This is a genomic window from Microbacterium sp. (assembly GCF_051953575.1).
Taxonomy (GTDB): domain Bacteria; phylum Actinomycetota; class Actinomycetes; order Actinomycetales; family Microbacteriaceae; genus Microbacterium.
Map to the genome: position 1 here is coordinate 24,745 of NZ_JBQCIP010000236.1, position 23,277 is coordinate 48,021.

Annotated in this window: 23 protein-coding genes and 1 tRNA gene; 9 read left to right on the forward strand and 15 right to left on the reverse strand. The window is 71.1% G+C overall.

Annotated features, from left to right (window positions below):
• Nucleotides 1-10: 10 nt before the first annotated feature.
• The 4 genes from lysA to ACTHNQ_RS14380 are packed head-to-tail and all read right to left on the reverse strand — an operon-like array spanning nt 11 to nt 5,249.
• Nucleotides 11-1,270 (reverse strand): diaminopimelate decarboxylase, encoded by a 1,260-nt coding sequence (gene lysA / locus ACTHNQ_RS14365; protein ID WP_440334410.1) that lies wholly within the window; start codon nt 1,268-1,270, stop codon nt 11-13.
• Between the two features lie 2 nt (nt 1,271-1,272).
• Nucleotides 1,273-2,178 carry a universal stress protein gene (locus tag ACTHNQ_RS14370; protein ID WP_440334412.1) on the reverse strand — a complete coding sequence of 302 codons (906 nt, stop codon included), beginning with the start codon at nt 2,176-2,178 and terminating at the stop codon, nt 1,273-1,275.
• Nucleotides 2,175-3,671, reverse strand: coding sequence for an amino acid permease (locus ACTHNQ_RS14375; protein WP_440334414.1), 1,497 nt, complete (start codon nt 3,669-3,671; stop codon nt 2,175-2,177). The genes ACTHNQ_RS14370 and ACTHNQ_RS14375 overlap by 4 nt, the downstream gene beginning before the upstream one ends.
• A 33-nt stretch (nt 3,672-3,704) precedes the next feature.
• Nucleotides 3,705-5,249: an aminotransferase class I/II-fold pyridoxal phosphate-dependent enzyme gene (locus ACTHNQ_RS14380; RefSeq protein WP_440334416.1), complete on the reverse strand. Its 1,545-nt coding sequence runs from the start codon at nt 5,247-5,249 to the stop codon at nt 3,705-3,707.
• 121 nt (nt 5,250-5,370) lie between these two features.
• On the opposite strand from ACTHNQ_RS14380, the gene ACTHNQ_RS14385 reads away from it, so the two are divergent.
• Nucleotides 5,371-6,345 carry a LysR family transcriptional regulator gene (locus ACTHNQ_RS14385; RefSeq protein ID WP_440334418.1) on the forward strand — a complete coding sequence of 325 codons (975 nt, stop codon included), beginning with the start codon at nt 5,371-5,373 and terminating at the stop codon, nt 6,343-6,345.
• Between the two features lie 109 nt (nt 6,346-6,454).
• On the opposite strand, the gene ACTHNQ_RS14390 is transcribed toward ACTHNQ_RS14385, so the two are convergent.
• Nucleotides 6,455-6,527, reverse strand: a tRNA-Arg gene (locus ACTHNQ_RS14390).
• Between the two features lie 96 nt (nt 6,528-6,623).
• The gene (locus ACTHNQ_RS14395) at nt 6,624-7,247 is read right to left on the reverse strand and encodes an asparagine synthase (protein WP_440334420.1); all 624 of its coding nucleotides are present in this window, start codon (nt 7,245-7,247) and stop codon (nt 6,624-6,626) included.
• A gap of 101 nt (nt 7,248-7,348) precedes the next feature.
• Between ACTHNQ_RS14395 and ACTHNQ_RS14400 the strand changes: the two genes are divergently transcribed.
• Entirely contained in the window at nt 7,349-8,197 is an 849-nt protein-coding gene (locus ACTHNQ_RS14400) for an SDR family NAD(P)-dependent oxidoreductase (RefSeq protein ID WP_440334422.1), read from the forward strand.
• A gap of 86 nt (nt 8,198-8,283) precedes the next feature.
• Nucleotides 8,284-8,484 carry a hypothetical protein gene (locus ACTHNQ_RS14405; protein ID WP_440334423.1) on the forward strand — a complete coding sequence of 67 codons (201 nt, stop codon included), beginning with the start codon at nt 8,284-8,286 and terminating at the stop codon, nt 8,482-8,484.
• Nucleotides 8,485-8,562: 78 nt separating this feature from the next.
• On the opposite strand, the gene ACTHNQ_RS14410 is transcribed toward ACTHNQ_RS14405, so the two are convergent.
• From ACTHNQ_RS14410 to ACTHNQ_RS14430, 5 genes are all read right to left on the reverse strand, one after another.
• A complete protein-coding gene (locus ACTHNQ_RS14410; RefSeq protein ID WP_440334425.1) occupies nt 8,563-9,507 on the reverse strand; it encodes an aldose 1-epimerase family protein in 945 nt (314 codons plus the stop codon).
• 114 nt (nt 9,508-9,621) lie between these two features.
• The gene (araA, locus tag ACTHNQ_RS14415) at nt 9,622-11,133 is read right to left on the reverse strand and encodes an L-arabinose isomerase (RefSeq protein WP_440334427.1); all 1,512 of its coding nucleotides are present in this window, start codon (nt 11,131-11,133) and stop codon (nt 9,622-9,624) included.
• The gene (locus tag ACTHNQ_RS14420; RefSeq protein ID WP_440334428.1) at nt 11,130-12,806 is read right to left on the reverse strand and encodes a xylulokinase; all 1,677 of its coding nucleotides are present in this window, start codon (nt 12,804-12,806) and stop codon (nt 11,130-11,132) included. The genes araA and ACTHNQ_RS14420 overlap by 4 nt, the downstream gene beginning before the upstream one ends.
• Nucleotides 12,803-13,516 (reverse strand): L-ribulose-5-phosphate 4-epimerase, encoded by a 714-nt coding sequence (locus ACTHNQ_RS14425; protein WP_018173044.1) that lies wholly within the window; start codon nt 13,514-13,516, stop codon nt 12,803-12,805. Before ACTHNQ_RS14425 ends, ACTHNQ_RS14420 begins: the two co-directional genes overlap by 4 nt.
• Before the next feature lie 353 nt (nt 13,517-13,869).
• Entirely contained in the window at nt 13,870-14,886 is a 1,017-nt protein-coding gene (locus ACTHNQ_RS14430; protein WP_440334430.1) for a LacI family DNA-binding transcriptional regulator, read from the reverse strand.
• Nucleotides 14,887-15,080: 194 nt separating this feature from the next.
• Here ACTHNQ_RS14430 and ACTHNQ_RS14435 point away from each other — a divergent pair, with 194 nt between their 5' ends.
• Both ACTHNQ_RS14435 and ACTHNQ_RS14440 read left to right on the forward strand, forming a co-directional pair.
• Nucleotides 15,081-15,935, forward strand: a complete 855-nt coding sequence (locus tag ACTHNQ_RS14435; protein ID WP_440334432.1) for an NAD-dependent epimerase/dehydratase family protein — start codon at nt 15,081-15,083, stop codon at nt 15,933-15,935.
• Nucleotides 15,932-16,513 (forward strand): DUF1992 domain-containing protein, encoded by a 582-nt coding sequence (locus ACTHNQ_RS14440; protein ID WP_440334434.1) that lies wholly within the window; start codon nt 15,932-15,934, stop codon nt 16,511-16,513. Before ACTHNQ_RS14435 ends, ACTHNQ_RS14440 begins: the two co-directional genes overlap by 4 nt.
• A gap of 19 nt (nt 16,514-16,532) precedes the next feature.
• On the opposite strand, the gene ACTHNQ_RS14445 is transcribed toward ACTHNQ_RS14440, so the two are convergent.
• Both ACTHNQ_RS14445 and ACTHNQ_RS14450 read right to left on the reverse strand, forming a co-directional pair.
• The gene (locus ACTHNQ_RS14445) at nt 16,533-16,823 is read right to left on the reverse strand and encodes a DUF4287 domain-containing protein (RefSeq protein WP_440334436.1); all 291 of its coding nucleotides are present in this window, start codon (nt 16,821-16,823) and stop codon (nt 16,533-16,535) included.
• A 19-nt stretch (nt 16,824-16,842) separates the two neighbouring features.
• A complete protein-coding gene (locus ACTHNQ_RS14450; protein WP_440334437.1) occupies nt 16,843-17,268 on the reverse strand; it encodes a cupin domain-containing protein in 426 nt (141 codons plus the stop codon).
• Nucleotides 17,269-17,313: 45 nt separating this feature from the next.
• Between ACTHNQ_RS14450 and ACTHNQ_RS14455 the strand changes: the two genes are divergently transcribed.
• A complete protein-coding gene (locus tag ACTHNQ_RS14455; RefSeq protein WP_440334439.1) occupies nt 17,314-18,303 on the forward strand; it encodes a DUF5937 family protein in 990 nt (329 codons plus the stop codon).
• A 178-nt stretch (nt 18,304-18,481) separates the two neighbouring features.
• The gene (locus ACTHNQ_RS14460; RefSeq protein ID WP_440334441.1) at nt 18,482-19,756 is read left to right on the forward strand and encodes an MFS transporter; all 1,275 of its coding nucleotides are present in this window, start codon (nt 18,482-18,484) and stop codon (nt 19,754-19,756) included.
• Nucleotides 19,757-19,979: 223 nt separating this feature from the next.
• Here ACTHNQ_RS14460 and ACTHNQ_RS14465 read toward each other — a convergent pair whose 3' ends face one another.
• Both ACTHNQ_RS14465 and ACTHNQ_RS14470 read right to left on the reverse strand, forming a co-directional pair.
• A complete protein-coding gene (locus tag ACTHNQ_RS14465; protein WP_440334443.1) occupies nt 19,980-20,939 on the reverse strand; it encodes an ion transporter in 960 nt (319 codons plus the stop codon).
• A gap of 84 nt (nt 20,940-21,023) precedes the next feature.
• Nucleotides 21,024-21,803 (reverse strand): DUF1684 domain-containing protein, encoded by a 780-nt coding sequence (locus ACTHNQ_RS14470; protein WP_440334445.1) that lies wholly within the window; start codon nt 21,801-21,803, stop codon nt 21,024-21,026.
• A 142-nt stretch (nt 21,804-21,945) separates the two neighbouring features.
• On the opposite strand from ACTHNQ_RS14470, the gene ACTHNQ_RS14475 reads away from it, so the two are divergent.
• The gene (locus ACTHNQ_RS14475) at nt 21,946-22,305 is read left to right on the forward strand and encodes a PadR family transcriptional regulator (RefSeq protein WP_440334447.1); all 360 of its coding nucleotides are present in this window, start codon (nt 21,946-21,948) and stop codon (nt 22,303-22,305) included.
• Nucleotides 22,302-23,277 (forward strand): permease prefix domain 1-containing protein (locus ACTHNQ_RS14480; protein WP_440334449.1); only part of this gene is annotated, 976 nt, incomplete at its 3' end. The genes ACTHNQ_RS14475 and ACTHNQ_RS14480, both read left to right, overlap by 4 nt.

Here is a 23,277-nt window from a genome sequence, read left to right on the forward strand (position 1 = left end):
CGGCGGCCTCTCACACGTCGCGATCGAAGAGGTCGGCCCATGTCTCGCGCCGGATGACTGCACGGGCCTCGCCCTCCCGCGCGAAGACCACGGGTGGTCGACGGTACCCGTTGTAATTGTTCGCCATGGTGTGGGTGTACGCGCCCGTGGCAGGAACGGCGAGCAGGTCCCCGACCCGGGCGGCGGGAAGGCGGAGCGGGTCGATGAGCACGTCCCCGGACTCGCAATGCCGGCCGACCACCGCGACCTCTTCCGCATCCTCGTCGTGCATGCGACAGGCCAGGACTGCTTCATAGCGCTGGCCGAAGAGGGCGGCCTCCATGTTGTCGCCCATCCCCCCGTCGACGGCGACGAAGGTGCGGGCGTCGCGCTTCACAGTGGTAACCGTGTAGAGGGTGAAGGCCGACCCGTTCACCATGCTGCGGCCGGGTTCGATGATGATCTCCGCCTCGGCCGGCAGGTGCGCGCGTGCCGCCGCCAAGAGCGCGTCGACGTATTCGTCGACGGGGGCCGGCCGGTCCTCGGTCGTGTAGCGGGCGCCGAGGCCGCCGCCGAGGTCGTAGACCGGGAAGGTGCCCAGCGCGGCGAGGGGGGCGACGGCAGCGGCGAGTTCCGCCGGGTCCATGATCTGCGAACCGACGTGCGCGTGCACACCTCGCAGGTCGAGCAGCGGACTGGCCTCGATTCGGGCGATGAGTCGGCGCGCGGCCGGAGGGGTGAGGCCGAACTTGGTGCCCACCTGGCCCGTCTGCACGTGCGGGTGCGTAGACGAGACGACGCCGGGGATGACCCGCACGAGCACGCCCTGCGAGCGCCCCGGCGTGACGAGCTGCTCGAGCCGATCAACGTCGTCCTCGTTGTCCACGACGACGAGCCCGGCTCCGGCGTCGACCGCGATCTTCAGCTCCTCCGTGGTCTTGGCGTTGCCGTGCACGACGATGAGCGCGGGGTCGACGCCCGCCCGCAGCGCGCTGAGGATCTCGCCGCCGCCCGCGACATCCAGCCCGAGCCCTTCCTCCACCATGACCCGCTGCACGGCGGTCGCCGGGAAGGCCTTCGACGCGAAGACGACGCGCGCATTCGGCCAGCGCGACGTGAGCGCCGTGCGGTACTCGCGCGCTCGGGCGCGCAGGCTCTCCTCGTCGACGACGATCGCAGGAGTGCCGAACTCCGTGGCGAGGTCGTCGACGCGGCATCCCCCAATGACGAGCGTGCCGTCAGAATCGACGCGTGCACCCGCCGGGAAGAGGTCGAGGAGGGGATGCGGCATGGTCATGTCCTTCCCTGGGGTGCCACGCTGTGAGGCACGACGACGACCGGCACGGGCGAGTGTCGGACGATCTTGGTGGCGTGGGACCCGAGGAAGACGCGGGCGATCGGGCCGAGCGTGCTCGAGCCGACCACGAGCACCTCCCCGGGCTTCCAGCCGATGTCGGCGATCGCCGACTCCCACGTCTCGCCGACGCCGATGTCGACGCCGGCGATGGTGGGAACCTCGTCCAACTCGCCCACCTGGCGCACGAGTGTCGCTGCGTGACGCTCGATGTCCGCCGCCCAGGCGCTCGCGATCGGCAGCTCGGCGTCGAGTCCTGCGCCGGACGTCCCCGAATCACGAGGAACGACGGCGAAGGAGGCGACTCGCAGTTCCGCGCCGACTGCGGCAGCCACGCCCGCGGCGCCGAGCACCAGGCCGGCCGATGCGTCCGTGCCGCGGTAGGCGGCGGTCACCCGCGTGACGCGTGCATCCTTCTCCGCGCGATATCCGCGTGGTGCGATCGCGACCGGAACCGGCGACGCGTGCAGGAGGGTGTCGCTCTCGGCACCGAGCGCGATGCGCCCCGGCTCGGCGCCCGCGCCGGACCCGACGACGATCAGGGATGCCCCGCGCTGCTCGGCGAGTTCAGTCAGGCCGCGCCGGGCCGACGGGGCCTCGTGCAGCAGGTACTCGGCCGTGGTCGAGCCGCCGAGCACGGCGGCCGCGTGGTCGAGGGCGCCGTCGGCGTTCTCCCGCGTGTAGCCACGCCACTCGGCGTCGGCTCTGCCCGCCGTCGAAGGCCACGCGGGTGGGACGACAGCCGCAACGATCAGGCTGGTGCCGGAGGAACGCGCGAGCAGCGCGGCAAGGTGCAGTGCGGACGCGGAGCGGTGCGCCGGGTCCACCCCGACGACCATGCTCATCTCCGGTCCGCCTTCCGCCGTGCGGCCGCCTCGCGGATCTCGCTCCTGCTGGGCTGAGCGACGTTGCTCGTGTAGGCGGGCTCCGCAGCCGCGACAGGGCGCCCCGCCTGCAGCGCCGAGTGCTTGCGGCCGTAGAACCAGTAGAAGACCAGGAACACAGCGGTCCAGATCACGAAGACGACGATCGTGATCACACGCAGCTGCGTGATGATCGCGATGCAGCCGACGATCGAGAGGATGGGGATCGTCCAGCCGAGCGGGAGGCGGAAGCCCCGCTCCAGCTCCGGCTCGCGCACACGCAGGATGATGACGCCCAGCGACACGACGAGGAAGGCGACGAGCGTGCCGATGCTCGTCATCTCGGCGAGGAAGTCGATCGGGATGACGGCTGCGAGGACGCTCGTGGCGACCATGACGATGACGGTGTTGCGGACCGGGGTCATCGTCCGCGGGTTCACCTTCGCGAAGACGGGCGGGATCATCCCATCGCGCGACATCGCGAAGAGGATGCGCGTCTGCCCGTACAGCACGACCAGCGTCACCGAGAAGATGGAGATGATCGCGCCGATGGCGACGATGGTCCCCGGCCAGCTGGAGCCGATGATGTCCTGAAGGATCGCTGCGAGACCCGCATCCTGGTTCTCGAACTTCTCCGGAGCCTGCGCACCCAGGGCGGCGAGGCTGGTGGCGACGTACAGCAGGATGATGATCACCAGCGCGAAGATGATCGCGAGCGGGAGGTTGCGCTTGGGGTTCTTCGCCTCCTCACCGGCCGTCGACACCGCGTCGAGGCCGACGAACGAGAAGAAAATGATCCCGGCGCCGCCGACGATGCCCGCGAATCCGGCGGGCGCGAAATTGTGGAAATGGTCGGTGTTCCAGCCGGTGAACGCGACGGCGCAGAAGAACACGATCACGGCGATCTTGATGACCACCATGATGCTGTTGACGGTCGTCGACTCGCGCGCTCCGCGCAGCAGCAGGAGCGAGCAGAGCACGATGACGACCACCGCGGGGACGTTGATGATGCCGCCTTGTTCCGGCGCCTGCGAGAGCTGCACGGGCAGCTGCCAGCCGAACAGGTTCTGGAGCAGCTGGTTCACGTACTGGGACCAGCCGACGGCGACGGCAGCGGTCGAGACGCCGTACTCCAGCAGCAGACAGGCACCGACCGCCATGGCCGTGCCCTCGCCGAGCGTCGCGTACGCATAGGAGTAGGTGGAACCCGAGACCGGGACGGCGCCCGCCATCTCCGCGTAGCACAGCGCGGTGAGGCCGGCGACGACGCCGCCGATGACGAACGACCAGATCACCGCGGGGCCGGCGACGGGGACCGCCTGGGACAGGATGAAGAAGATTCCGGTGCCGAGCGTCCCGCCGACGCCGATCATGGTCAGCGAGAAGAGGCCGATGCTGCGCTTCAGCTGGGCCTCACCTGCCGCGGGCGGGGTCGTCGGTTTTCTGCGCAGCAGCTGCTGGGCGATGGTGGGCATACCAGTCTCCTTTGATTGGTGGGGGTCTGAGGCTCAGCGGGATCGGGTCACCCGGAGCCGCTGGACTGTGGGGTCGACGGCGCCGCGCACATGACCGGACGGGGAGGCGGCCACCGCCTGGAGGAAGGCCACGGTCTCTGCCGTGATCTCCTCGCCGGGGATGAGGTTGGGGATCCCCGGCGGGTAGGCGGCGAGGGTGTCGGCCGAGATGCGCCCGACCGCGTCGGCCGCGGGCACGAGCTCGGTGTCGGCGAAGAACGCGTCCCGCGGCAGGATGCGCAGGGGCCCGGACTCGGGCAGGGCGGGGAAGTCGTTCGCGCCGCCGCCCGATCGCTCCGCGGACGCGTCCGCCGAGTCGACCGCGGCGACGAGCGCGCGGTGCGCGCGGGCGAGATCGGGCGTCTTCCCGGGGCCGATCAAGGCGACCAGGGTGGTCGCGGTCGACATCTCGAAGAAGATGCCGTCCGCCTCGATGAGGCGCTGCCGCAGCCAATGGCCGCTGACGCCCGTGCGCGACACGTCGATCGGCACGCGCAGCGGGTCCACGGCGACGATGTCGTCGAACGCCCCGAACCCGTCGCTCAGAACAGCGAATCGCGGATCGGCTCGCAGGGCGTCGCGGAACGCCTCGGCCGCCGCAGTCGACCGGCCGATCAGCTCCGCACCGGTGGCGAGGGAGTGCCGCGCGATATCGAGGGATGCCTGAAGCAGCGCAGAGTTGGAGGTGGAGGCCGTGATCGCGACGGCTCGCTCGACCAGGGGTTCGAGCGCATCCGCGAACGGACCGTGGCCCAGGTGGAGCATGGCCGACTGGGTGAGCGAGCCGCCCAGCTTGTGGGTGCTCGACACGACCAGGTCCGCGCCCAGCCGCGTAGGCGACTCGGGGAGCTCGGGGTGGAAGCCGAAGTGCGGACCCCACGCGCCGTCCACGACCAGCGGCGCCCCGTGCGCGTGCGCCACGCGGGCCAGGCCGGCGACGTCGGCCACCGCGCCGAAGTAGCTCGGCGAGACGATGTACACCGCATCGGCGGCGTGGCCGGCGCTGGCCGCCGCGGTCAGCGCTTCATCGAGCGCTGCCGGTGAGACGCCGTGCGCGACGCCGTGGATGGTGTCGACGGACGGCATGACGAACGAGGGGATCAGACCGGCGGAGAGGACGCCGTCGCTGAAGCTCGAGTGCGCGCTGCGCTGCGAAAGGATGTCCACCCCGAGCCCGCGCACGGCCAGCGCGGCGATCCGGTTGGCCTGCGAGGCGCCGGCGGTCAGGAACCAGGTGCGGCGCGCGCCCCACGCGTCCGCCGCGAGCTCGAGCGCCCGGCTCAGCGGCGAGTCGTCGCCCAGGTCGATGTCGTCGATCAGCATGGGAGCGTCGAGCTTCAGCGGCCGCGGGCCGAGGAAGGCGGCGAGGCGCGCGCTGAGGCCGAGGTCGTCCATCCCGTGCCCGGGCACCATCAGTGAGAGCGGAGAGCGTCCCGCGTGCCGCTCCAGCGCATCCGCGTATGGCGTCTCCCAGTGCCGCAGATCGGCCTCGGTGAGCGAGAGGGACCGGTCAGGTGCCGACGGATGCGTGAGGGACATTCCTCAATGTTCAGGGCTCCCCGCGCGGACGAGAACCCCCAATGTCTGTCCGGCCCACATAGAGTGTATGTGACTGGCTACCCGATCCGGCCGGGGAGCCACCAGCAGGAAGAGACAGCTGATGGCGGATCTGCGGCAGTTCGAAGCGCTCAAGGCGGTGCACGCCGAAGGATCAGTGACCGCGGCCGCCCGGCGACTGGGATGGGGCCAGCCGACCGTCGATTACCACCTGAAGAACCTCGAGCGGCTGGTCGGCTCGCCCGTGCTCCTGCGCTCGCCGCGCGGCAGCCGGCTCACACCTGTCGGCATGCTCCTGCTCGAGCGCGCGCACCGGATCCTCACCCTCAGCGAACGGGCGATCGCGGACGCCCGCGAGTTCGGCGAGCTCGGGCGGGTGCGGCTGCGGTTGGGCACGTTCGCGACGGCGGCGGCGAGCATCCTGCCGTTCGTCGCGGCCTCTGCGGACGACCTCGGGATGGAGATCGACGCGTCGGTCGAGGAAGTCCCCGCGCTCGTCGACCGGATCAATCGCGGCGCACTCGACGCCGCGCTCGTCTACACGGTGCCCGGATACGAGCTGCCGATCCGCCCCGGCGTGGAGGCGATGGAGGTGTACCGCGATCCGCTGATGCTGGCGCTGCCCGCCGGCCATCCGCTCGCTGCGCGCCCGGCGATCGATCTCGCCACCCTGCTTTCGCTGCCCGGGGAGCGCTGGGTGTTCGCCACGTCCGCCGACGACGCGATCGACCGGGTTCTCGCCGACGCGTTCGCGGCGGACGGGAAGGTGCTCGACATCGCGATCAGGACCGACGATTTCCAGGTGCTCCTCGGTATGACGGCCGCCCGCATGGCGATCGGGGTCATCCCGCGTCTCGCGACAACGGCCGAGCATCCCGGCATCGTGCTGCGACCGATCGACGACCCGTCGTTCGTGCGCTCGATCCTCGTGGTGACGCCGTCCCCCGAGGATGGGAGCCGCCGCCCGTCGGCCGCCATCCGGCATCTGGTCACCGCGGTCCGGGACGGATTCGCCGCCGTGCGGATGGGCGCGGACATCCACGACCGTTCGCCCAGCTACCGAAGCCTGAAGGAGTAGCGCGTGAGTGCTGGTCGCAACGCGCACTCCGGCCCTCGGGGCGCGAACAGCGGGAAACACGAAAACCCGCGGGGATCCGCGGGTTCTCGATCACTGTCTCAACACAGTGCGCGCCCGAAGGGACTCGAACCCCTAACCTTCTGATCCGTAGTCAGATGCTCTATCCATTGAGCTACGGGCGCATGTTGTTCGCTCTCGCGGCACAACGTCGTCAAGAATACCTCACGCCCCGGCTCGGCGCGAATCGAGGGCGGATGCCGGCATCCCGGGCGTGTCCATCAGGCTTCGATCTCGCTGACGTCGATGCCCGATACGCGCGGCGACGGCGTGATGTCGGGCTCGGGCGCGTCGGTCTGGGGCTCCCCCGCGTGCCGCTTGTGGGCCGCCAGCCGCGGCAGGTCCACCAGCCGGATCGACTGCATGCGTGCCGCGCGCATGCGCTCGTAGTCCGGGTCGAGCTCCGGCCGCATCCCCTCTACCTTCAGACGTCGCTGCAGGTTGGCCTCGACGTCTCCCCATGCGGCGTCGCGCGACTGCTCGATGAGCGTGCGGACGACGTGCGGGTCGTCGGCCATGCGGCGCAGCGCCTGGGCGACGCCCGCATACTGCCGGCCGCGCTTGCGCAGGTTGCGGGTGTCGCGGTCGCGGTAGTCGTGCGTGCCGTCGGGGTCGGTGAACTTGCCCCACGCCTTCTTGCGCTGACGTTTGACGAGCTGGGCGGCGGCATCCTGCTCGTCCGCGAGCGCGATGAGCGTCTCGTGCGCGAACGGCGCGAAGCGCGTCACCTCGAACGGCTCGTCGTTCGCGATCGTGTCGACGAGGATGCGGTTGCGGATCGAGAGCCGCGCGGCGGCGGACGCGATGGACACCCCTTCGGCGATCGCCTCTGCGGTCTTGCCCATCGCACCTCCCATGAAGAGGCTAGCGTCCGCGGAGCGCTCGCGAGTCAGCGAGAATCGAGGAGCGACCGTCGACGACGACGATCCGGAGCGAGAGGCTGCAGATGGCGAGACGGCGACCCCTGGATGTTCGCGGACGCGCGACCGTCATCACCGGAGCCGCGGCGGGCATGGGCGCCGACGTCGCCCGGCAGCTCGCCGCGAAGGGCGCCCGCGTCGCGCTCGTCGACCGGAATGCGGAGGGCCTTGCGGCCGTCGCCGCGACCCTGCAGGGCGAAGGCCATACGACGCACGCGGTCGATCTCACCGACGACAGGGCGGTGGAGGATGCCGCGGCCGAGGTGGCGGCATCCCATCCCCACGTCCAGGCGCTGATCACGTGTGCCGGCTCGTCCATGCTCGGCGACATCGGCCAGCTCACGATGGCCGAGATGCGCTGGCTCATGGATGTGAACCTCTGGGGCACGGTGAACATCACCCAGGCGCTGCTGCCCGCGCTGCGCCGCGGGCCGGCGGCGCACATCACGCACCTCGTGTCGATCTACGGGCTCGCCGCCCCCGCCGGACGCATCCCGTACGCCATGAGCAAGTTCGCGGTGCGCGGCTTCACCGAGTCCCTGCGCCACGAGCTGGAGCGCACGACGGTGAGCGTCGGCGCCGTGTACCCGGCGGGCGTCAAGACGGGCATCATCCTGCGCGGCCGCTACGCCGCCGCGATCGACCCCGAGGTCGCGCAGCGGGCGGCCGAAGCGCAGGCGGCGATGTACCACACCGAGCCTGCGGACGCCGCGGCACGGATCGTGGACGCGACGATCCGGCGTCGCCCCCGCATCATGGTCGGCCGTGAGGCGCGGCTCGTCGACGTGCTCACGCGCGTCACGCCGACGCACTACTGGGTGCCGATGCGGCGTCCGCTGCGCGACGCGATCGACACCCGCACGCCCGTGCGCTAGCAACACCGCGCCCCCGGCGCAACCCCCCGCACGTTCGGCGCCCGGTACGTAGGGTCGTTCACACAACCCCGCGAGAGGAGCGACCGATGGGAATCATGGACGACGCGAAAGAGACCGCGGACGCCGTCGGCGAGAAGCTGAAGGACGCGTGGGAGGACACCGCCGCTCGCATCGACGACAAGGTCGATGAGATGAAGGCGGATGCGGCGGTGAAGAAGGCGGAGGCCGAACGGGACTCGGTCAGGGCCCGCAACGACATCAAGGAGCAGTTGCGCGAAGACCACTGATCCGCTGACGACGGAGGCGGGGCCGACCGGGGGGCCGGCCCCGCCTTCGTCATGCGGGTCTGTGCGGGCGCGGCGCGATCAGCCGATCGCGGCGATGCGCCACGAGGCGGTGGCGGATGCCTCGGGCTCGAGCACGATCAGACCGGCGTCGTAGTCGTACGAGCCGGTGTTGTACGCATCGGGTGCGCACGTCATCGGCTCGACGGCGAGGCCGAGCCGGCTCTGGTCGGGCTCGGGCTTGTCGGCGGTGTGGACCTGGACCCACGGGCACGCGGCATCCCACGTCATCTCGACGCCGGCGCCGGCGGCATCCGTGAGCCGCACCGTGGCGAAGCCGTGGGCGTCGCGGAGCAGGCCGGTGTAGGCGTGATCGATCTCGGCCGAGCCGATCGGGCGTGCGGCACGGAAATCGAAGCGCTGCGGGTCGTCGGCGTCCACGGGGACGAGGGCGACGGGGTTCAGCCGGTCGGGGGTGACCGAGAGCACCTCTGCCGCCGGGAGCTCGAGGGTCCAGCCGTCGACGCGGCCCTCGCCCGCCACCAGGTAGGGGTGCGGGCCGGCGCCCCACGGCGCGGGGGCGTCGCTCTCGTTGACGGCGGTCACCGACTGCGTGAGGCCGTCGGGGCCGAGCGAGAACGTCGTGGTGACGACGACGCGCCACGGGTAGAACGTCGCCGGCTGGATGACCGCGGCCAGCGTCACGTGGTCGGGCCCCTTGTCGATCGCATCGAAGTCGAGCCAGGTCGCGAGGCCGTGGAGAGCGTGAGAGCGTGCCGGTTCGGTGAGCGGCAGCTGGAAGTCCTGCCCGCCGAACGAGTACCGCCCGTCGACGACGCGGTTCGGCCACGGCGCAAGCGTCGCGCCGCGGTGCGCCGGACGCACCTCATCGGCCTCGAACGGCACCACGAGATCGCGACCGCGGTACGTGAGCGAGCGGAGCGTCGCGCCGACGCTCGCCACGACTGCTTCGTAGTCGCCCGCGCGGAGCGCGTGCTGGGTTCCGGATGCGGGGGGACGTGCCATGGAATCTGATCCCTTGTCGGTCGTGGGTCAACATTTCACAGTAGCGCGACGGCGGACGACGTCGACGTGCGGCCGTGGTCGCCGCGGAGCGCCCGGTCGCCCCGCGGCTGGTCTTCAGAGCCCCTGTGCGAGGCGGTAGTAGGCCTGGTTCCAGCGCAGCTCGCGCTGGAACCCGCGCACCGTGGTGTCTTCGTCGATCACGACGAGCTCGGTGGCGGCGATCTCGGCGAAGTCGCGGAACACCTCGATGCCCACGGCCGTCGTCATGACGGTGTGGTGCGCGGCGCCGGCGGCGAGCCAGCAGGCGGCGCTGGTCGCGAAGTCGGGTGCGGGCTTCCACACCGCGCGGCCCACCGGCAGGTTCGGCAGGTCGGGGGCGTCGACGTTCTCGACGACGTTGGCGACCAGGCGGAACCGGTCGCGCATGTCGCTCATCGCGACCACGAGGGCCGGGCCCGGGTCAGCGGTGAAGACGAGGCGCACCGGGTCGTCTTTGCCGCCGATGCCCAGTTCGTGCACCTCGAGGCGCGGCTTGGCCGTGGTCAGCGAGGGCGAGACCTCGAGCATGTGCGCGCCGAGGATCTTCTCGTCGCCCGCGACGAGGTCGTACGTGTAGTCCTCCATGAGGCTCGCGCCGCCAGGCAGGCCCTCGCCCATCACGTTCGCGATGCGCACGAGGATCGCCGTCTTCCAGTCGCCCTCGGCGCCGAAGCCGTACCCCTCGGCCATGAGCCGCTGGACGGCGAGCCCCGGCAGCTGCTTCAGCGTACCGAGGTCCTCGAACGAGGTCGTGAAGGCGCCGAACCCGCCCTCCTCCAGGAACGAGCGCAGACCGAGTTCGATGGCCGCGCCGTCGCGCAGCGACTGGTGCCGTTCACCGCCGGGCAGGAGTTCGTCGGCCACGTCGTAAGAGGCCAGGTACACCTCGACCAGGGCGTCGACGTCGGCGTCGGTCGCGGCATCCACCGCTTCGACGAGCTCGTTGACCCCCCACGTGTTCACCTGCACGCCGAACCGCAGCTCGGCCTCGGTCTTATCGCCCTCGGTGACCGCGACGTAGCGCATGGTGTCGCCGAAGCGGGCGAGCTTGAGGGAACGGGATGCCGCCCACCCGGCCGCCGCACGCTGCCAGTCCTCGACCTGCTGCCGCACCGCCGGGTTCGACACGTGACCGACGACCGTCTTGCGGGCCACGCCGAGCCGGGTCTGGATGTACCCGAACTCGCGGTCGCCGTGCGCGGCCTGGTTGAGGTTCATGAAGTCGAAGTCGATGTCGGCCCACGGCAGCTCGACGTTGGCCTGCGTGTGCAGGTGCAGCAGGGGCTTGCGCAGCGCGTCGAGCCCGGCGATCCACATCTTGGCGGGGCTGAACGTGTGCATCCACGCGATCACGCCGATGACCTCGTCGCGCGCGTTGACGTCGAGCGCGAGGCGGCGGATCGCATCCGAGTCCTTGAGCACCGGCTTCCACACCACCTTCACCGGCAGCCCGTCCAGGCCGGCCGCGACCGCCTGAGACTGCTCGGCGACCTGGCGCAGGGTCTCGTCGCCGTAGAGGGTCTGGCTGCCCGTGACGAACCAGATCTCGTACGCGTCGAGCGAGGTGGAGAGGGAAGTGCGGGTCATGCGGGTATTCCTTCAGGGCAGAGTGACGTGACGGCGGCCGCTTCGACAGCGAGGCCTGCGCGGTAGCGGTCGAGGTAGGCGGCGAAGCCGGCGACGTCCGCCGGCTCGGGGTCGGCGACGTCGATGGCGGCATCGGCGAAGACGGTCTGATCGAGATACGCGGGGAGATCGGATGCCGGGGCCCCGGCACTCGTGCTGAGCGAGGCATCCCGCACCGCCCCCGTGTACGCGGCCAGCACCGCGATCCCCCACGCGCCGCCTTCGCTCGCGGTGTCGCCGACGGCGACGGGAGCGTCGAGGGCCGCCGCGAGGAAGCGCTGGGCCACCCCCGCGGTGCGGAAGAGGCCGCCGTGCGCGAACATACGGTCGAGGTTCACCCCCTCGGCGTCGAGCACGCGCATTCCCAGCGCCAGGGTGCCGAACACGCCGTACAGCTGGGCGCGTGCGAAGTTGCCGAGCGTGAAGGCGCTGTCGGGCGTGCGGACGAACAGCGGGCGCCCTTCGTCCAGGCCCGCGATCGGCTCACCGGCGAGGTGGTTGTAGGCGAGCAGCCCGCCGGCGTCGGCGTCGCCGTCGAGCGCCTCACGGAACAGCGCATCGAACACCGCGTCGTTGTCGACCGGGGTCCCCGCGGCTGCGGCGAACCGGCCGAAGAGCCCGGCCCACGCGCCGAGCTCGCTCGCGCCGTTGTTGCAGTGCACCATCGCCACCGCGTCGCCGGACGGCGTCGTGACGAGGTCGAGCTCGTGGTGCACGGACGACAGGGCGCGTTCGAGCACGACCATCGCGAAGATGCTCGTGCCGGCGCTGACGTTGCCGGTGCGCGGCGCGACCGCGTTCGTGGCGACCATGCCGGTTCCGGCGTCGCCTTCGGGCGGACAGAACGGGATGCCGGCGGCCACGGTCCCCGTCGGGTCGAGCAGTGCGGCGCCCTCGGCCGTCAGCGATCCTGCGGTCTCGCCTGCCAGGAGCACGCGCGGCAGCAGATCGGTGAGCGCGGGGACGCGTCCCGCGGCGTGCTCGTCGTAACGCGAGATCAGTTCGGCGTCGTAGTCGCGGGTCTCGGAGTCGATGGGGAACATGCCGGACGCGTCGCCGACGCCAAGCACCTTCTCGCCCGTGAGCCGCCAGTGCACATACCCGGCGAGCGTCGTGGCGAAGCGCACCTGCGGCACGTGCGGCTCGGCGTCGATGACGGCCTGGTGCAGGTGGGCGATCGACCACCGCAGCGGGATGTTGACCCCGAACAGCTCGGTGAGCTCCGCCGCGGCGGGGCCGGTGTTCGTGTTGCGCCAGGTGCGGAAGGGCACGAGCAGCTCATCGGCCTCGTCGAACGCGAGATAGCCGTGCATCATCGCGGAGACGCCGATCGCCCCGAACGTCGTGGGACGCACGCCGTGGCGGCGCTCGGCGTCGGCCACGAGGTCGGCGACCGCGGCCTGCAGCCCCGTCCAGACGTCGTCGAGCGGGTAGGTCCAGAGCTTGTCGCGGTACTGGTTCTCCCACTCGTGCGCGCCGACCGCGAGCACCGTCGACGGGTCGTCGAGGTCGATCAGGCACGCCTTGATGCGCGTGGAGCCGAACTCGACGCCGAGCGCGGTGCGGCCGTCGAGGATCGCCTGGGCGGCGGCGTCCGCGCTGAGCGGGGTACGAGACGAAGCGTCGGGGCTCATCTCTCGTCCTCGCGACGCTCGTCGGACGACTGCCCGTACACGTTCTGGTACCGGTTGTAGAGGCTGTCGATCGCCTCCTGCGGGATCGGGATGAGCGGCCCCGCCTCACGGGCGTGATGCACGGTGCGGGCGACGTCCTCGACCATCACGGCGGCCTTGACGGCGTCCTTCGCCGAGACGCCGATCGTGAACGGCCCATGGTTCTGCATCAGCACGGCCCGGCTGCGGTGGCCCGTCAGGGTCTGCACGATGCCGCGGCCGATCGAGTCGTCGCCGATGATCGCGAACGGACCGACCGGGATCGGCCCGCCGAACTCGTCGGCCATCGCCGTGATCACGCAGGGGATCTCTTCGCCGCGTGCTGCCCACGCGACGGCGTAGGTCGAATGGGTGTGGACCACTCCCCCGACCTCGGGCATGTTCCGGTACACGTAGGCGTGCGCTGCGGTGTCGCTCGACGGGCTGCGGTCGCTGCCCGGCGTGCCCGGGACGACGTTGCCGTCGAGGTCGCACAGGATCATGTTCTCGGGGGCGAGCTCGTCATAGCTCACGCCCGACGGCTTGATGACGAACAGGTCGGCGCCCGGTACGCGTCCCGAGACGTTGCCGCCGGTCCACACCACCAGTCCGTACCGCACCAGCTCGCCGTGCAGCTTCGCCACGTCCTGCCGGACCGCCGCGATGGCGGCATCCAGCTCCGCATCGGTCATGAGCTCATCCCTCGTCCGGCCAGCACGCGCTGCAGGAGCACGAAGACGAGCACGCTCAGCATGCGCTTCTTGTCAGCCATGCGACCTCCTCCTTGAGACTCCCTGACGTGCTTCGTTCGAAGAAGCGTCCGTTTGCCCACAGCGGGGCATTCTCGGGTGTGCACCCATTGTGCGCGCTAACATCGCCTCGTCGCAACTCGGAGAGAGGACTTTGCCCACTTTTCGATTGCCGCGAGCAATCCGCCTGCGTCATGGGGCTCCTTCTCGGCGCCCTACAGGTGCGACGGGTGCGTCCGGGGTCGCCCGGAGCGACGCGCGGCCGGACCGTCGCGCGGGATCGCAGCGGCGAGAAGTCAGGCCCGGGGCGCGCTCGTGGACGAGCGGACGACCAGCGTCGGCTCGATCATGTCGTGCTGCGCGCCGCCGTCGCCCTCGATGGCGTCGATGATGAGCCGGAGGGCGAGGGCGCCGAGCGCGGCGAAGTCCTGCCTGACCGTCGTGAGCGGCGGAAGGAAGTGACGAGAGTCCGGCAGGTCGTCGAACCCGACCACGCTGACGTCGTCGGGCACGCGGATCCCGCGCTCGGTCAAGCCGTGCACGAGACCCAGCGCCATCTGGTCGTTGGAGGCGAACACCGCCGTGATCGTGTCGAAGTCGTAGCTGAGTCCGAACTCATAGCCGTAATCGGACGTCCAGTCGCCGTTGATCGCGGGAAGCACCGGAAGCCCCGCCGCGGTGAGGGCGTCGGCCCAGCCTTGCTCGCGCTCGCGCGCGTCGTACCAGTCCCGCGGACCGGCGAGGTGGGCGATGGAACGGTGTCCGAGGCCGATGAGGTGCTGCACGGCGAGCTTCGCGCCCAGCCGCTGATCCACTGCCGCGGTGTGCCATGCCGCATCCGGCTCCGCCCGGATCACGATCGTCGGCAGCCCCGTGCTCTTCTGCCGCAGCAGATCGAGCGACGACGCGCGCGGCGCGATCACGCAAAGAGCGTCGACGCCTTGAGTGACGAGTTCGACGACCCCCGAGTCGATCTGGAGGTCGTCATCCTCAGAGATCGAGAACCCGCTGATCGCGTACCCCACATGGCGCGCAGCGCTCTCCAGCGCGCGCACGGTGCTGTTCGGACCGTACTGCACGGGACTGTCGACGAGGACGCCGATGCGCATGGCCCGGCGTGTGGCCAGCGCGCGGGCGATCGAGCTGCGCGTGTAGTTCATCTCGTCGATCGCCTTGAGCACGCGCTCACGCGTGGACTCGCGGATGTTGGGGTGATCGTTCAACACACGCGAGACGGTCATGTGCGAGACCCCGGCATGCTTCGCGACGTCGTAGATGCTGGGCCGTTGCCAGCCTCGGGTCGCTTCGGTCATGCTCCGCCACCTCGCTCGATCCTGCGACACGCGGCCGGCTCCTACGCCGACGGCTGCGCCCACGCGGGATCGCTTATGCCGCTGGACCCAGCGTAGGCGCAGACCTTGCCCTGCGGCGGATCCCCGCAGGCGTGGCCCGCCGCCTCGAAAGGGCCGTCATCCCCTCGCCCGGTCGGTCGTGGCAGGCTGGTGTCATGCGCATCGCTCTCACCGGCTCGTCCGGAAAGCTCGGCACCGTCGTCGCGCGCGAACTCCGCGCCGCCGGTCATGACGTCATCGGCCTCGACGTGGTGGGCGCGCGCGGCCCCGGCTTCGTCCAGGTCGACCTCACCGACTACGGGCAGGTGGTCGACGCGCTGACCGCCGTCAACGACCGCCACGACGGGTTCGACGCGGTCGTGCACCTCGGCGCGATCCCCGCCCCCGGCATCCGCTCCGACGTCGCGACGTTCCACAACAACATGACCGCCACCTTCAACGTGTTCTGGGCGGCCGTGCGGCTCGGCATCCGCAGGATCGTGTACGCGTCGAGCGAGACGGTGCTCGGTCTGCCGTTCGACGTGCCGCCGCCCTACATCCCGGTCGACGAGGAGTACGCACCGCGCCCCGAGTCGGTGTACTCGCTCGTCAAGACGCTCGAGGAGCGCATGGCGGTCGAGCTCGTCCGCTGGCACCCCGACCTGTCGATCACCGGCCTGCGCTTCTCGAACGTGATGGTGCCCGAGGACTACGCGGCGTTCCCGTCGTACGACGACGATGCGACCAAACGCAAGTGGAACCTGTGGGGCTACATCGACGCGCGGGACGGCGCCCAGGCCGTGGAGCGGGCGCTGCAGGTCGCCCCGTCCGGGTTCGAGACGTACATCATCGCCGCCGCCGACACGGTCATGTCTCGCCCGAACGCCGAACTCGTGGCGGAGGTGTTCCCCGACGTGCCGCTGGCCCGTGAGTTCGGCGAGCACGAGACGCTCCTCGCGATCGGCAAGGCGCGTCGCCTGCTCGGCTACGACCCGCAGCACTCGTGGCGGGACCACGTCTCGGTGTCATGAGCGAAGACCCCCGCCTCGCCGCCGCCCGATACCGCGCCGCCCACGGCGGCGAGGATGCGGACGGCGAGGCGGATGCCGCCGACCCGGGCTCGCGGACCGCGAAGGCGTACTCGGCCGCGGACCGCGCGGCCGTCGTCGAGACCGCGATCCAGCAGGCGATCCGCCGGGGAGAGTTCGACGATCTGCCGGGTGCCGGCAAGCCCCTGCCCGATCTCGGCGACCATCACGACCCCGACTGGTGGATCCGCCGCAAGATCGAGACGGAGCAGTTGACCGGGCTCGGACCGCCGGCGCTGATGCTCCGCGTCGAGAGCGACGCGCTGGAGGCGAGCCTCGACCAGCTGACACGGGAGTCCGAAGTGCGGGACGCACTGGAGGACTTCAACCGCCGGGTCGTCGAAGCCCGCCGTCAGCTGCTCGGCGGCCCGCCGGTCGTCACAGCGACCCGCGATATCGAGGTCGAGGTGGCGGCATGGGCGCAGCGCCGCGAGAGCCGTGCCGCCGCCGAGGCGACCGCGAAGGCTGTGGACGCCGCGGCGCAGCGCCGGCGCAGGTGGTGGCGCCGGCCCGACGCGTAGGGGCGGCATCCCGCATCGGTCAGGGGTTCGGGTTGGTCGCCTTGCCGTCGAGCCACAGGACGTCGGTGGCGTCGGAGTGCGTGCCATCGGTGCCCACGTGCTTCTCGCTGATCTGCGGGCCCTTGGTGATGACGTGGACGATGGCCATCGCGTGACCGCGCCCGAGACCGTAGTCCGCGGCAAGCCATTCGATGATGGGCGTCGCCTTGGTCTTCTCGTCGAACCCCTTCTCGTGGGCCTCGTCGAGGAGCTGGCGGGGCGTCCGGCCGGTCTTGGTCTCGATGTTGTCGAGGTATGCCTGAAACGACATGTTTCTCTCCTGGTGGGTGTCAGTCGTCGGTGGAAGGGTCGTCGGTGGAAGGTTCCACGGCGGACGGATCGCCCGGGATGTCGAGCACTCCAGGAGCATCCTGCCACTCCTGGACGATGCGGTCGGAGGCGTGGATGCAGAGCACCCGCAGGCGCCCGGCGCCGCTGTTCTTGAAGCCGTGCCAGACGTTCGCCGGACCGGTGACGGTGTCGCCCGCGACGGCGTGCAGCACGTCGTCGCCGATCGTGATGCGCGCCTCGCCGTCGAGGACGACCCAGGTCTCGGCGTACGGGTGGCGGTGCAGGTCGGGCCCCTGGCCGGGCTCGTTGTCGACGAGGAAGTACGACACGGCGGCGGCGTGCTCGGCCCCGATGAAGCGGCGGGTGCGGCCGGTGCCGACGCGGAGCTCGGCGGCCGGGACGATGGCGGGGGTTGCACTGTTCATGCCCTCAGCCTCGTCGGGCGGCATCCATCGCCCTATAGTTTCGATGTGGATCGAAAGTACGTCGATTTCCTCCTCGCACCGGACGACCTCACGGGGATCCGGTTCGGCATCTCCCCCGGGCACGAGCTGTGCCACGCGGTGCGCGCGATCCTGCGGCCCGACGAGTACCCGCTGCAGTGGGGATGGATGCGGTCGAGCCGGGGCGCGATCCCGCGCGAGGACTTCGAGGTGCTCGCGCTGCTGATCCGCGAAGAGGGGTACTTCCCCGACTTCCTGACGACCACCCCGACCTGGGAGCTCACCCCCGAGGCGGAGGCCGAGCGGCTGCGCGACATCGACGACGACCGGTTCGCCGTCGACATGACGAAGGTGCTGGTGCGGTCCGAGGGCGCACGCCGCACCGCGGTGCAGCACATGCTCGACCAGCCCGACCGCGCCCGCGCGATGATCGCCCACGCGTGGCTGTCGGTGTGGAACACCGCGATCGCGCCGGTGTGGATCCCCCTGGAGCGCCTGCTGCGCGCCGACATCGCGGTGCGCTCGCGCCGCATCGCCGAGAGCGGCATCGGTGACATGGTGCAGACCCTGCACGACCGCGTGACGTGGGCCGACGGCGCCGTGCGCGTCACGATGCGGATCTGGAGCGAAGTGGTGGACTGCCACGGCAGCGGGCTGGTCCTGGTGCCGTCGGTGATGGGCACGACCGGCTGCTTCGTCCTCACCGAGCCTCCGGCCCAGCCCACGCTCTTCTACCCCGCGCAGGGGGTCACCGCGACCTGGGCACGCGACTCGGCCGACGTCGCCTCGGCGCTCGGGGCGCTGCTCGGCCCCGCGCGTGCCCGCATCCTGCTCGAGGCGCACGAGCCCCGCACCACCTCGCAGGTGGCCCGCGAAACGGGCCTGGCGATCTCGACCGCGTCCCACCACCTCACCGTGCTGCGCGATGCGGGTCTCGTCGCGAGCACGCGCGACGGGGCGCGCGTGCTCCACCGCCGCAGCCCGCTCGGCGAGGCGATGGTCGGCGCGGTCCTGTAGCCGAGGGACGCTTCGTCTCGTTCCTCGCTCGGCGCACGTGCAGACACCCGGCGCCTGCCCAGGCTGCCCCGGTAGAATGGGCGTGCCATCCATGATGTGCATCTACCTGCCCGCGCGGTCCTGCGCGGGGCAAGGCGGCACGATCAGCCGCCTTCGGCGGCCAGAGAGCCAGGAGAAGATGCACACCGTCACGTCCCCCGTCGACACCCGCGCGCCCCGCGCGCAGACGAGTCCCCCGCGCGGACCGAGCCTCATCCGCGAGGCGGGCTACGCGTACTTCCCGATCGCGCTCATCGCACGGCTGCCGTTCGCGATGATGGTCGTCGGCATCCTCACCCTCGTCGTGTCGGCACGCGGCTCGCTGGCCCTCGGCGGCGCGACGAGCGCCATGACCGGCCTCGGCACCGCCCTCGTCGGGCCGCTGCTCGGCGCCGCCGCCGACAGGTTCGGTCAGCGCCGCGTACTGCTCATCGCGGGCTCGGCGAACAGCCTGCTGCTCGTGGCCATGGCGTGGCTCGCGTTCGCCCCGGTGGCGGATGCCGCCCTGCTCGGCGCCGCCTTCCTCATCGGCGCGACGATGCCCCAGGTGTCGCCGCTGTCACGGAGCCGCCTCGTCGGCATCATCGGCCGCGCCTACCCGGCCGGCCGGCGCACGAAGGTCGTGAACGGCGCCATGGCGTACGAGTCCGCGGCCGACGAGATCGTCTTCGTGTTCGGCCCGGTGATCGTGGGGCTGCTCGCGACGACGATGAACCCCGCCGCGCCCGTCATCGGCGCCGCGGTGCTGGCGCTGGTGTTCGTGAGCGCGTTCGCGCTGCATCCCACCGCGCGCACGGTCGCCGCGCACGGCGACGTGCGCCCGGCCCAGGCTCCTGTCCGCGAGCTGTTCCGCGCCCGCGTGCTCGCGCCGGCCGTCGGCGCACTGGGCATGGGCCTGTTCTTCGGCTCGATGCTCACGTCGCTGACGGCGTTCATGGCCGAGCGCGGCGTTCCCGAGCAGGCCGGGCTCGTCTACGGCGCGATGGGCATCGGCTCGGCCGCGCTCGCACTCGGCGTCGCGCTCTTCCCCGCCCGGTTCACGCTGCCCGCCCGCTGGCTGACGTTCGCCGCGATCCTCGTCGCCGGCACCGTCGCGCTGCCGTTCGTCGACAGCGTCGGCGCGATCGCGGTCGCCCTCCTCGTCATCGGCGTCGGCATCGGCCCGACGCTCGTCACGCAGTACAGCCTCGCCGCCGCGTACAGCCCGCAGGGGCGGTCGACGACCGTCATGACGATGCTCGGCTCGGGCGTCGTCGTGGGCCAGTCGGCGGCATCCGCCGTCGTCGGGCTCATCGCCGACGGGGCCGGCGCCGGTACCGCTCTGGTCGCGCCCGTCGCTGCCGCCGGCGTCGTGCTGGCCGCTGGTGTGTGGAACCTGCTCGCGACGCGGCGCCGCACCCGCGCGCACCGCTGACCCCGCCAGCGAGTGGCACCGCAGAAAGTGGCGCCTCTGGCAGTCAGCACAGCGTGCAGGCGACCACCGGTGCCACCTTCGCCGCGGTGCCCCGAGCCGAAGTGACCTCAGTGGCTGCGTCCCGCCGGCGGTTGCGACCGGACGCGCCACTTCCGCGCACGCGACAGGGCGGACGAACCGCGGGGGCCGGCGGGGTCCGACGCGGCGCTGGCAGGACGGCGGCTCAGGCGCCCGGCTGGGCGAGGAGCCGGCGGATCTCGGCGTTCATCGCCTCGGACTGGTCGAGCAGCGCCTGCAGACGCGCCGCGTCGACTCCGGGCACCGTGTCCGTGCCGTCGGCGGCCACGTCTGCCCCCTTGCTGACGGCACCCGCGACGGCGCCGGCGGCGACACCGCGTGACGCGGCGTCGGCGAGCGCGGCACCGGGCGCAGCAGCTTCCCCGGCCGTGGCGGCGGCGGTGTCGTCGACCACGGCGGTCGCGGCATCCGCTTCGCTCTCGGCGGGCTCAGCTGGCTTCGAGGGCCCGAGGAACAGGTTCGCGAGGTAGCCGGTGAACGTGCCGAAGATGCCGACGCCGACGATGATGATCATCGCGCCGAGCAGCCGGCCGAGGTTCGTCACCGGGAAGGTGTCGCCGTAGCCGACGGTCGAGATCGTCACGATCGTGTACCAGAGCGCGTCGGAGGCCGTGGTGATGTTGGCGCCGTCGGCGTGCTCCTCGATCGCCAGCATCGTGATGCTGCCGAACTGCAGCACCAGGATGCCCATGAGCAGCAAGGTCATCAGGGCGCTGTTGGCGCGGTCCTTGACGAGCGTGCGCACGAGGCTGCGCACGCCGAGCGTGCGCAGCAGCCGGTACACCCGCACCAGGCGGAAGATGCGCAGGATCTTGAACTCGGCGAACGGCAGGCTCGCCAGCAGGTCGGCCCAGCCGAAGTCGCGGAAGAAGTACCTGGACGCCGACGGCGCCGTGAAGATCCGGTAGAGGAAGTCGATCAGGAAGATGACGCTGAACAGGCCGTTCATGACGCTCAGCACCGTCTGCAGCGACGGATCGTTGCGGAACACGTACACCAGCACGAGATTCAGGATCGAGAGGATCGACAGGATCCCGATGAAGATCTCGTACGCGGTGTTCTTCAGTTCTGAGCGGACCTTCTTCGGCTTCGCGCTCCGTGCCATCGTGCCCGCTCCTCCGCCACTGGATCACGAGCCGCAGCACCGCCCGCGCGGCACCATTGTGGCGCATCGCGGGGCGGCACCACGTCAGGCGCGGTCGGCGATGCGCTCCCCCGCCTCGACGCGCACGGCGAGGCGGTTGTTGAGCGGCGGCAGCGGGCACACGTAGTGGTCGCTGAACGCGCACGGCGGCAGGTAGGCGCGGTTGAAGTCGACGGTGACGCTGCCATCGGCCGCGGGGACCGCGATCGGCAGGAACCGGAAGCGGTAGGCGTCGACGTTGCTGGTGCCGTCCGCGATCACCGCCTCGAGCTCGTCGTCGAGATCGCCCCAGACCGTGAGCTCGACGGCCTCACCGGCGATGTTCAGGGCGATGGTGCCGACCGCCGGCTCTTCGCGCTCGTAGCCGTCGACGCTCTCGATGACGATCGACTGTCCCTCGGCCGCCGGGTGGAAGACGCCGTCGACGGCCCAGGCGTCGTCGTGGGGGAACGAGAGGATGCCGCGCAGCGAGGTGCGGCCGGGCGTCTCGGGGTCGAACACGCGCAGCGCGGGGGCGCCGCCGCGGTTGATGGCCTTGAGCCGCAGCGCGCCCACGTCGAGGTGCTCGCCGGCCGAGAGCGTCACGTCGGGCACCGCTCCCGGGAGTCCGGTGCCGACGACGCGGCCGCCCTCACCGTGCCACAGCCCGGGCGCGCCCTCGTAGGCGCGCGGCTCGGCGTCGAGCCAGTGGGTGTGGCGCAGGGCCGCGGTGCCGTGGGGAGCCGAGACGGCCGCCCAGCGTTCGTCTGCGGCGGAGGGCTCGTCTGCGGCGGAGGGGGCGTCGACCGCGGCAGCGGTGTCGGGGATGCTCACGGGCGAAGTCATACTCCATCCCAACACGTCGACGAGGTCGGAATTCCCGCGTCCGGCCCGTGCCGTCATGCGACGTCATCCACTTACCTTGCACTTCTAGGTAACTTGTACTTCTATGTACCTAGCTGTTCTAGGTGTGAACGAGGAGGACGCGATGAAGATCGGCAAGGACCTGGTCGCCGCCGCGGCGACGCCCATGGTGCTCGGCATCCTCGCCGAGGGCGAGTCGTACGGCTACGCGATCCTGCAGCGCGTCGGGGAGCTCTCGGGCGGTGAGCTCGAGTGGAGCGACGGAATGCTCTACCCGCTGCTGCACCGCCTCGAGCGCAACGGCCTCGTCTCCGCCGAGTGGGGCGTGTCCGAGGCGGGCCGCAAGCGCAAGCACTACGCGCTGACGAGGTCCGGCCGGGAAGCGCTCGTGGAGCGGCAGGCGCAGTGGGACGTCGTCGGGGATGCGCTGCGTCAGGTGTGGAACACACTGCGTGGGCCCGAGGCGGCGGGGGCGTGGGCATGAGCGAGCAGTTCTCCGTCGACGAGCGCGCCGGGCTCGAGAACCAGATCGACCAGTGGCGCGCATGGGTGCTGCGGCGCCGGGCGATCACCCCCGACGACGCCGCGGAGCTTGAGGACAACCTGCGCGGCCAGGTCGCCGACCTGCGGGCCGGGGGCCTGGACGACGACGAGGCGTTCCTCGTCGCGGTCAGGCGCATGGGCAACCTCGACGACGTGTCGCGCGAGTTCGCCCGCGAGCACTCCGAGCGGCTCTGGAAGCAGCTCGTGCTCGTCCCCGAGGCGCCTGCGGAGGCAGACCGCCGGTGGCGCGACCTCGGCGTGCTGATCGGGCTCGCCGTCGGCGCCGGGATCGCGGTGAAGTCGCTGCTCGCACTCGGCGACGACGAGGCCTTCGGGCTCAACGTGGCGTTCGCCGTCCTGCCGTTCCTCGCCGCGTACTTCGCGTGGTCGCGTCGCCTCCCGGGCCGCGTCGGAGCCACGTTGGTCGGCATGACCGCGGCCGTGGCGGTCGCCGTGAACCTGTACCCGTTCGTCGTCACCGACGGCAGTCCCGGCATGACGTACGCGCTCACCGCCACCCACCTGCCGGTGCTCCTGTGGCTGCTGCTCGGCGTCGCGTACACCGGGGGAGCGTGGCGTGACCACGCCCGTCGCATGGACTTCGTGCGGTTCACCGGTGAGCTGGTCATCTACTTCGCCCTCATCGCGCTCGGCGGCGGGCTGCTGATGGGACTGCTGTTCGGAGTCTTCGGCGTCGTCGACATCGAGATCGAGCCGTTCGTGCAGGACTGGCTGATGCCGTTCGCGGTGCCCGGCGCGTTCCTCGTGGCGGCGTGGCTGGTCGAGGCGAAGAAGAGCGTCGTCGAGAACATGGCCCCCGTGCTCACGCGGGTGTTCACGCCCCTGACCCTGGTGCTCCTGGTCGCGGCGTTCGTCGCGCTCCTGGCGGGCGGCCCGCTCACGGCCGTCGACC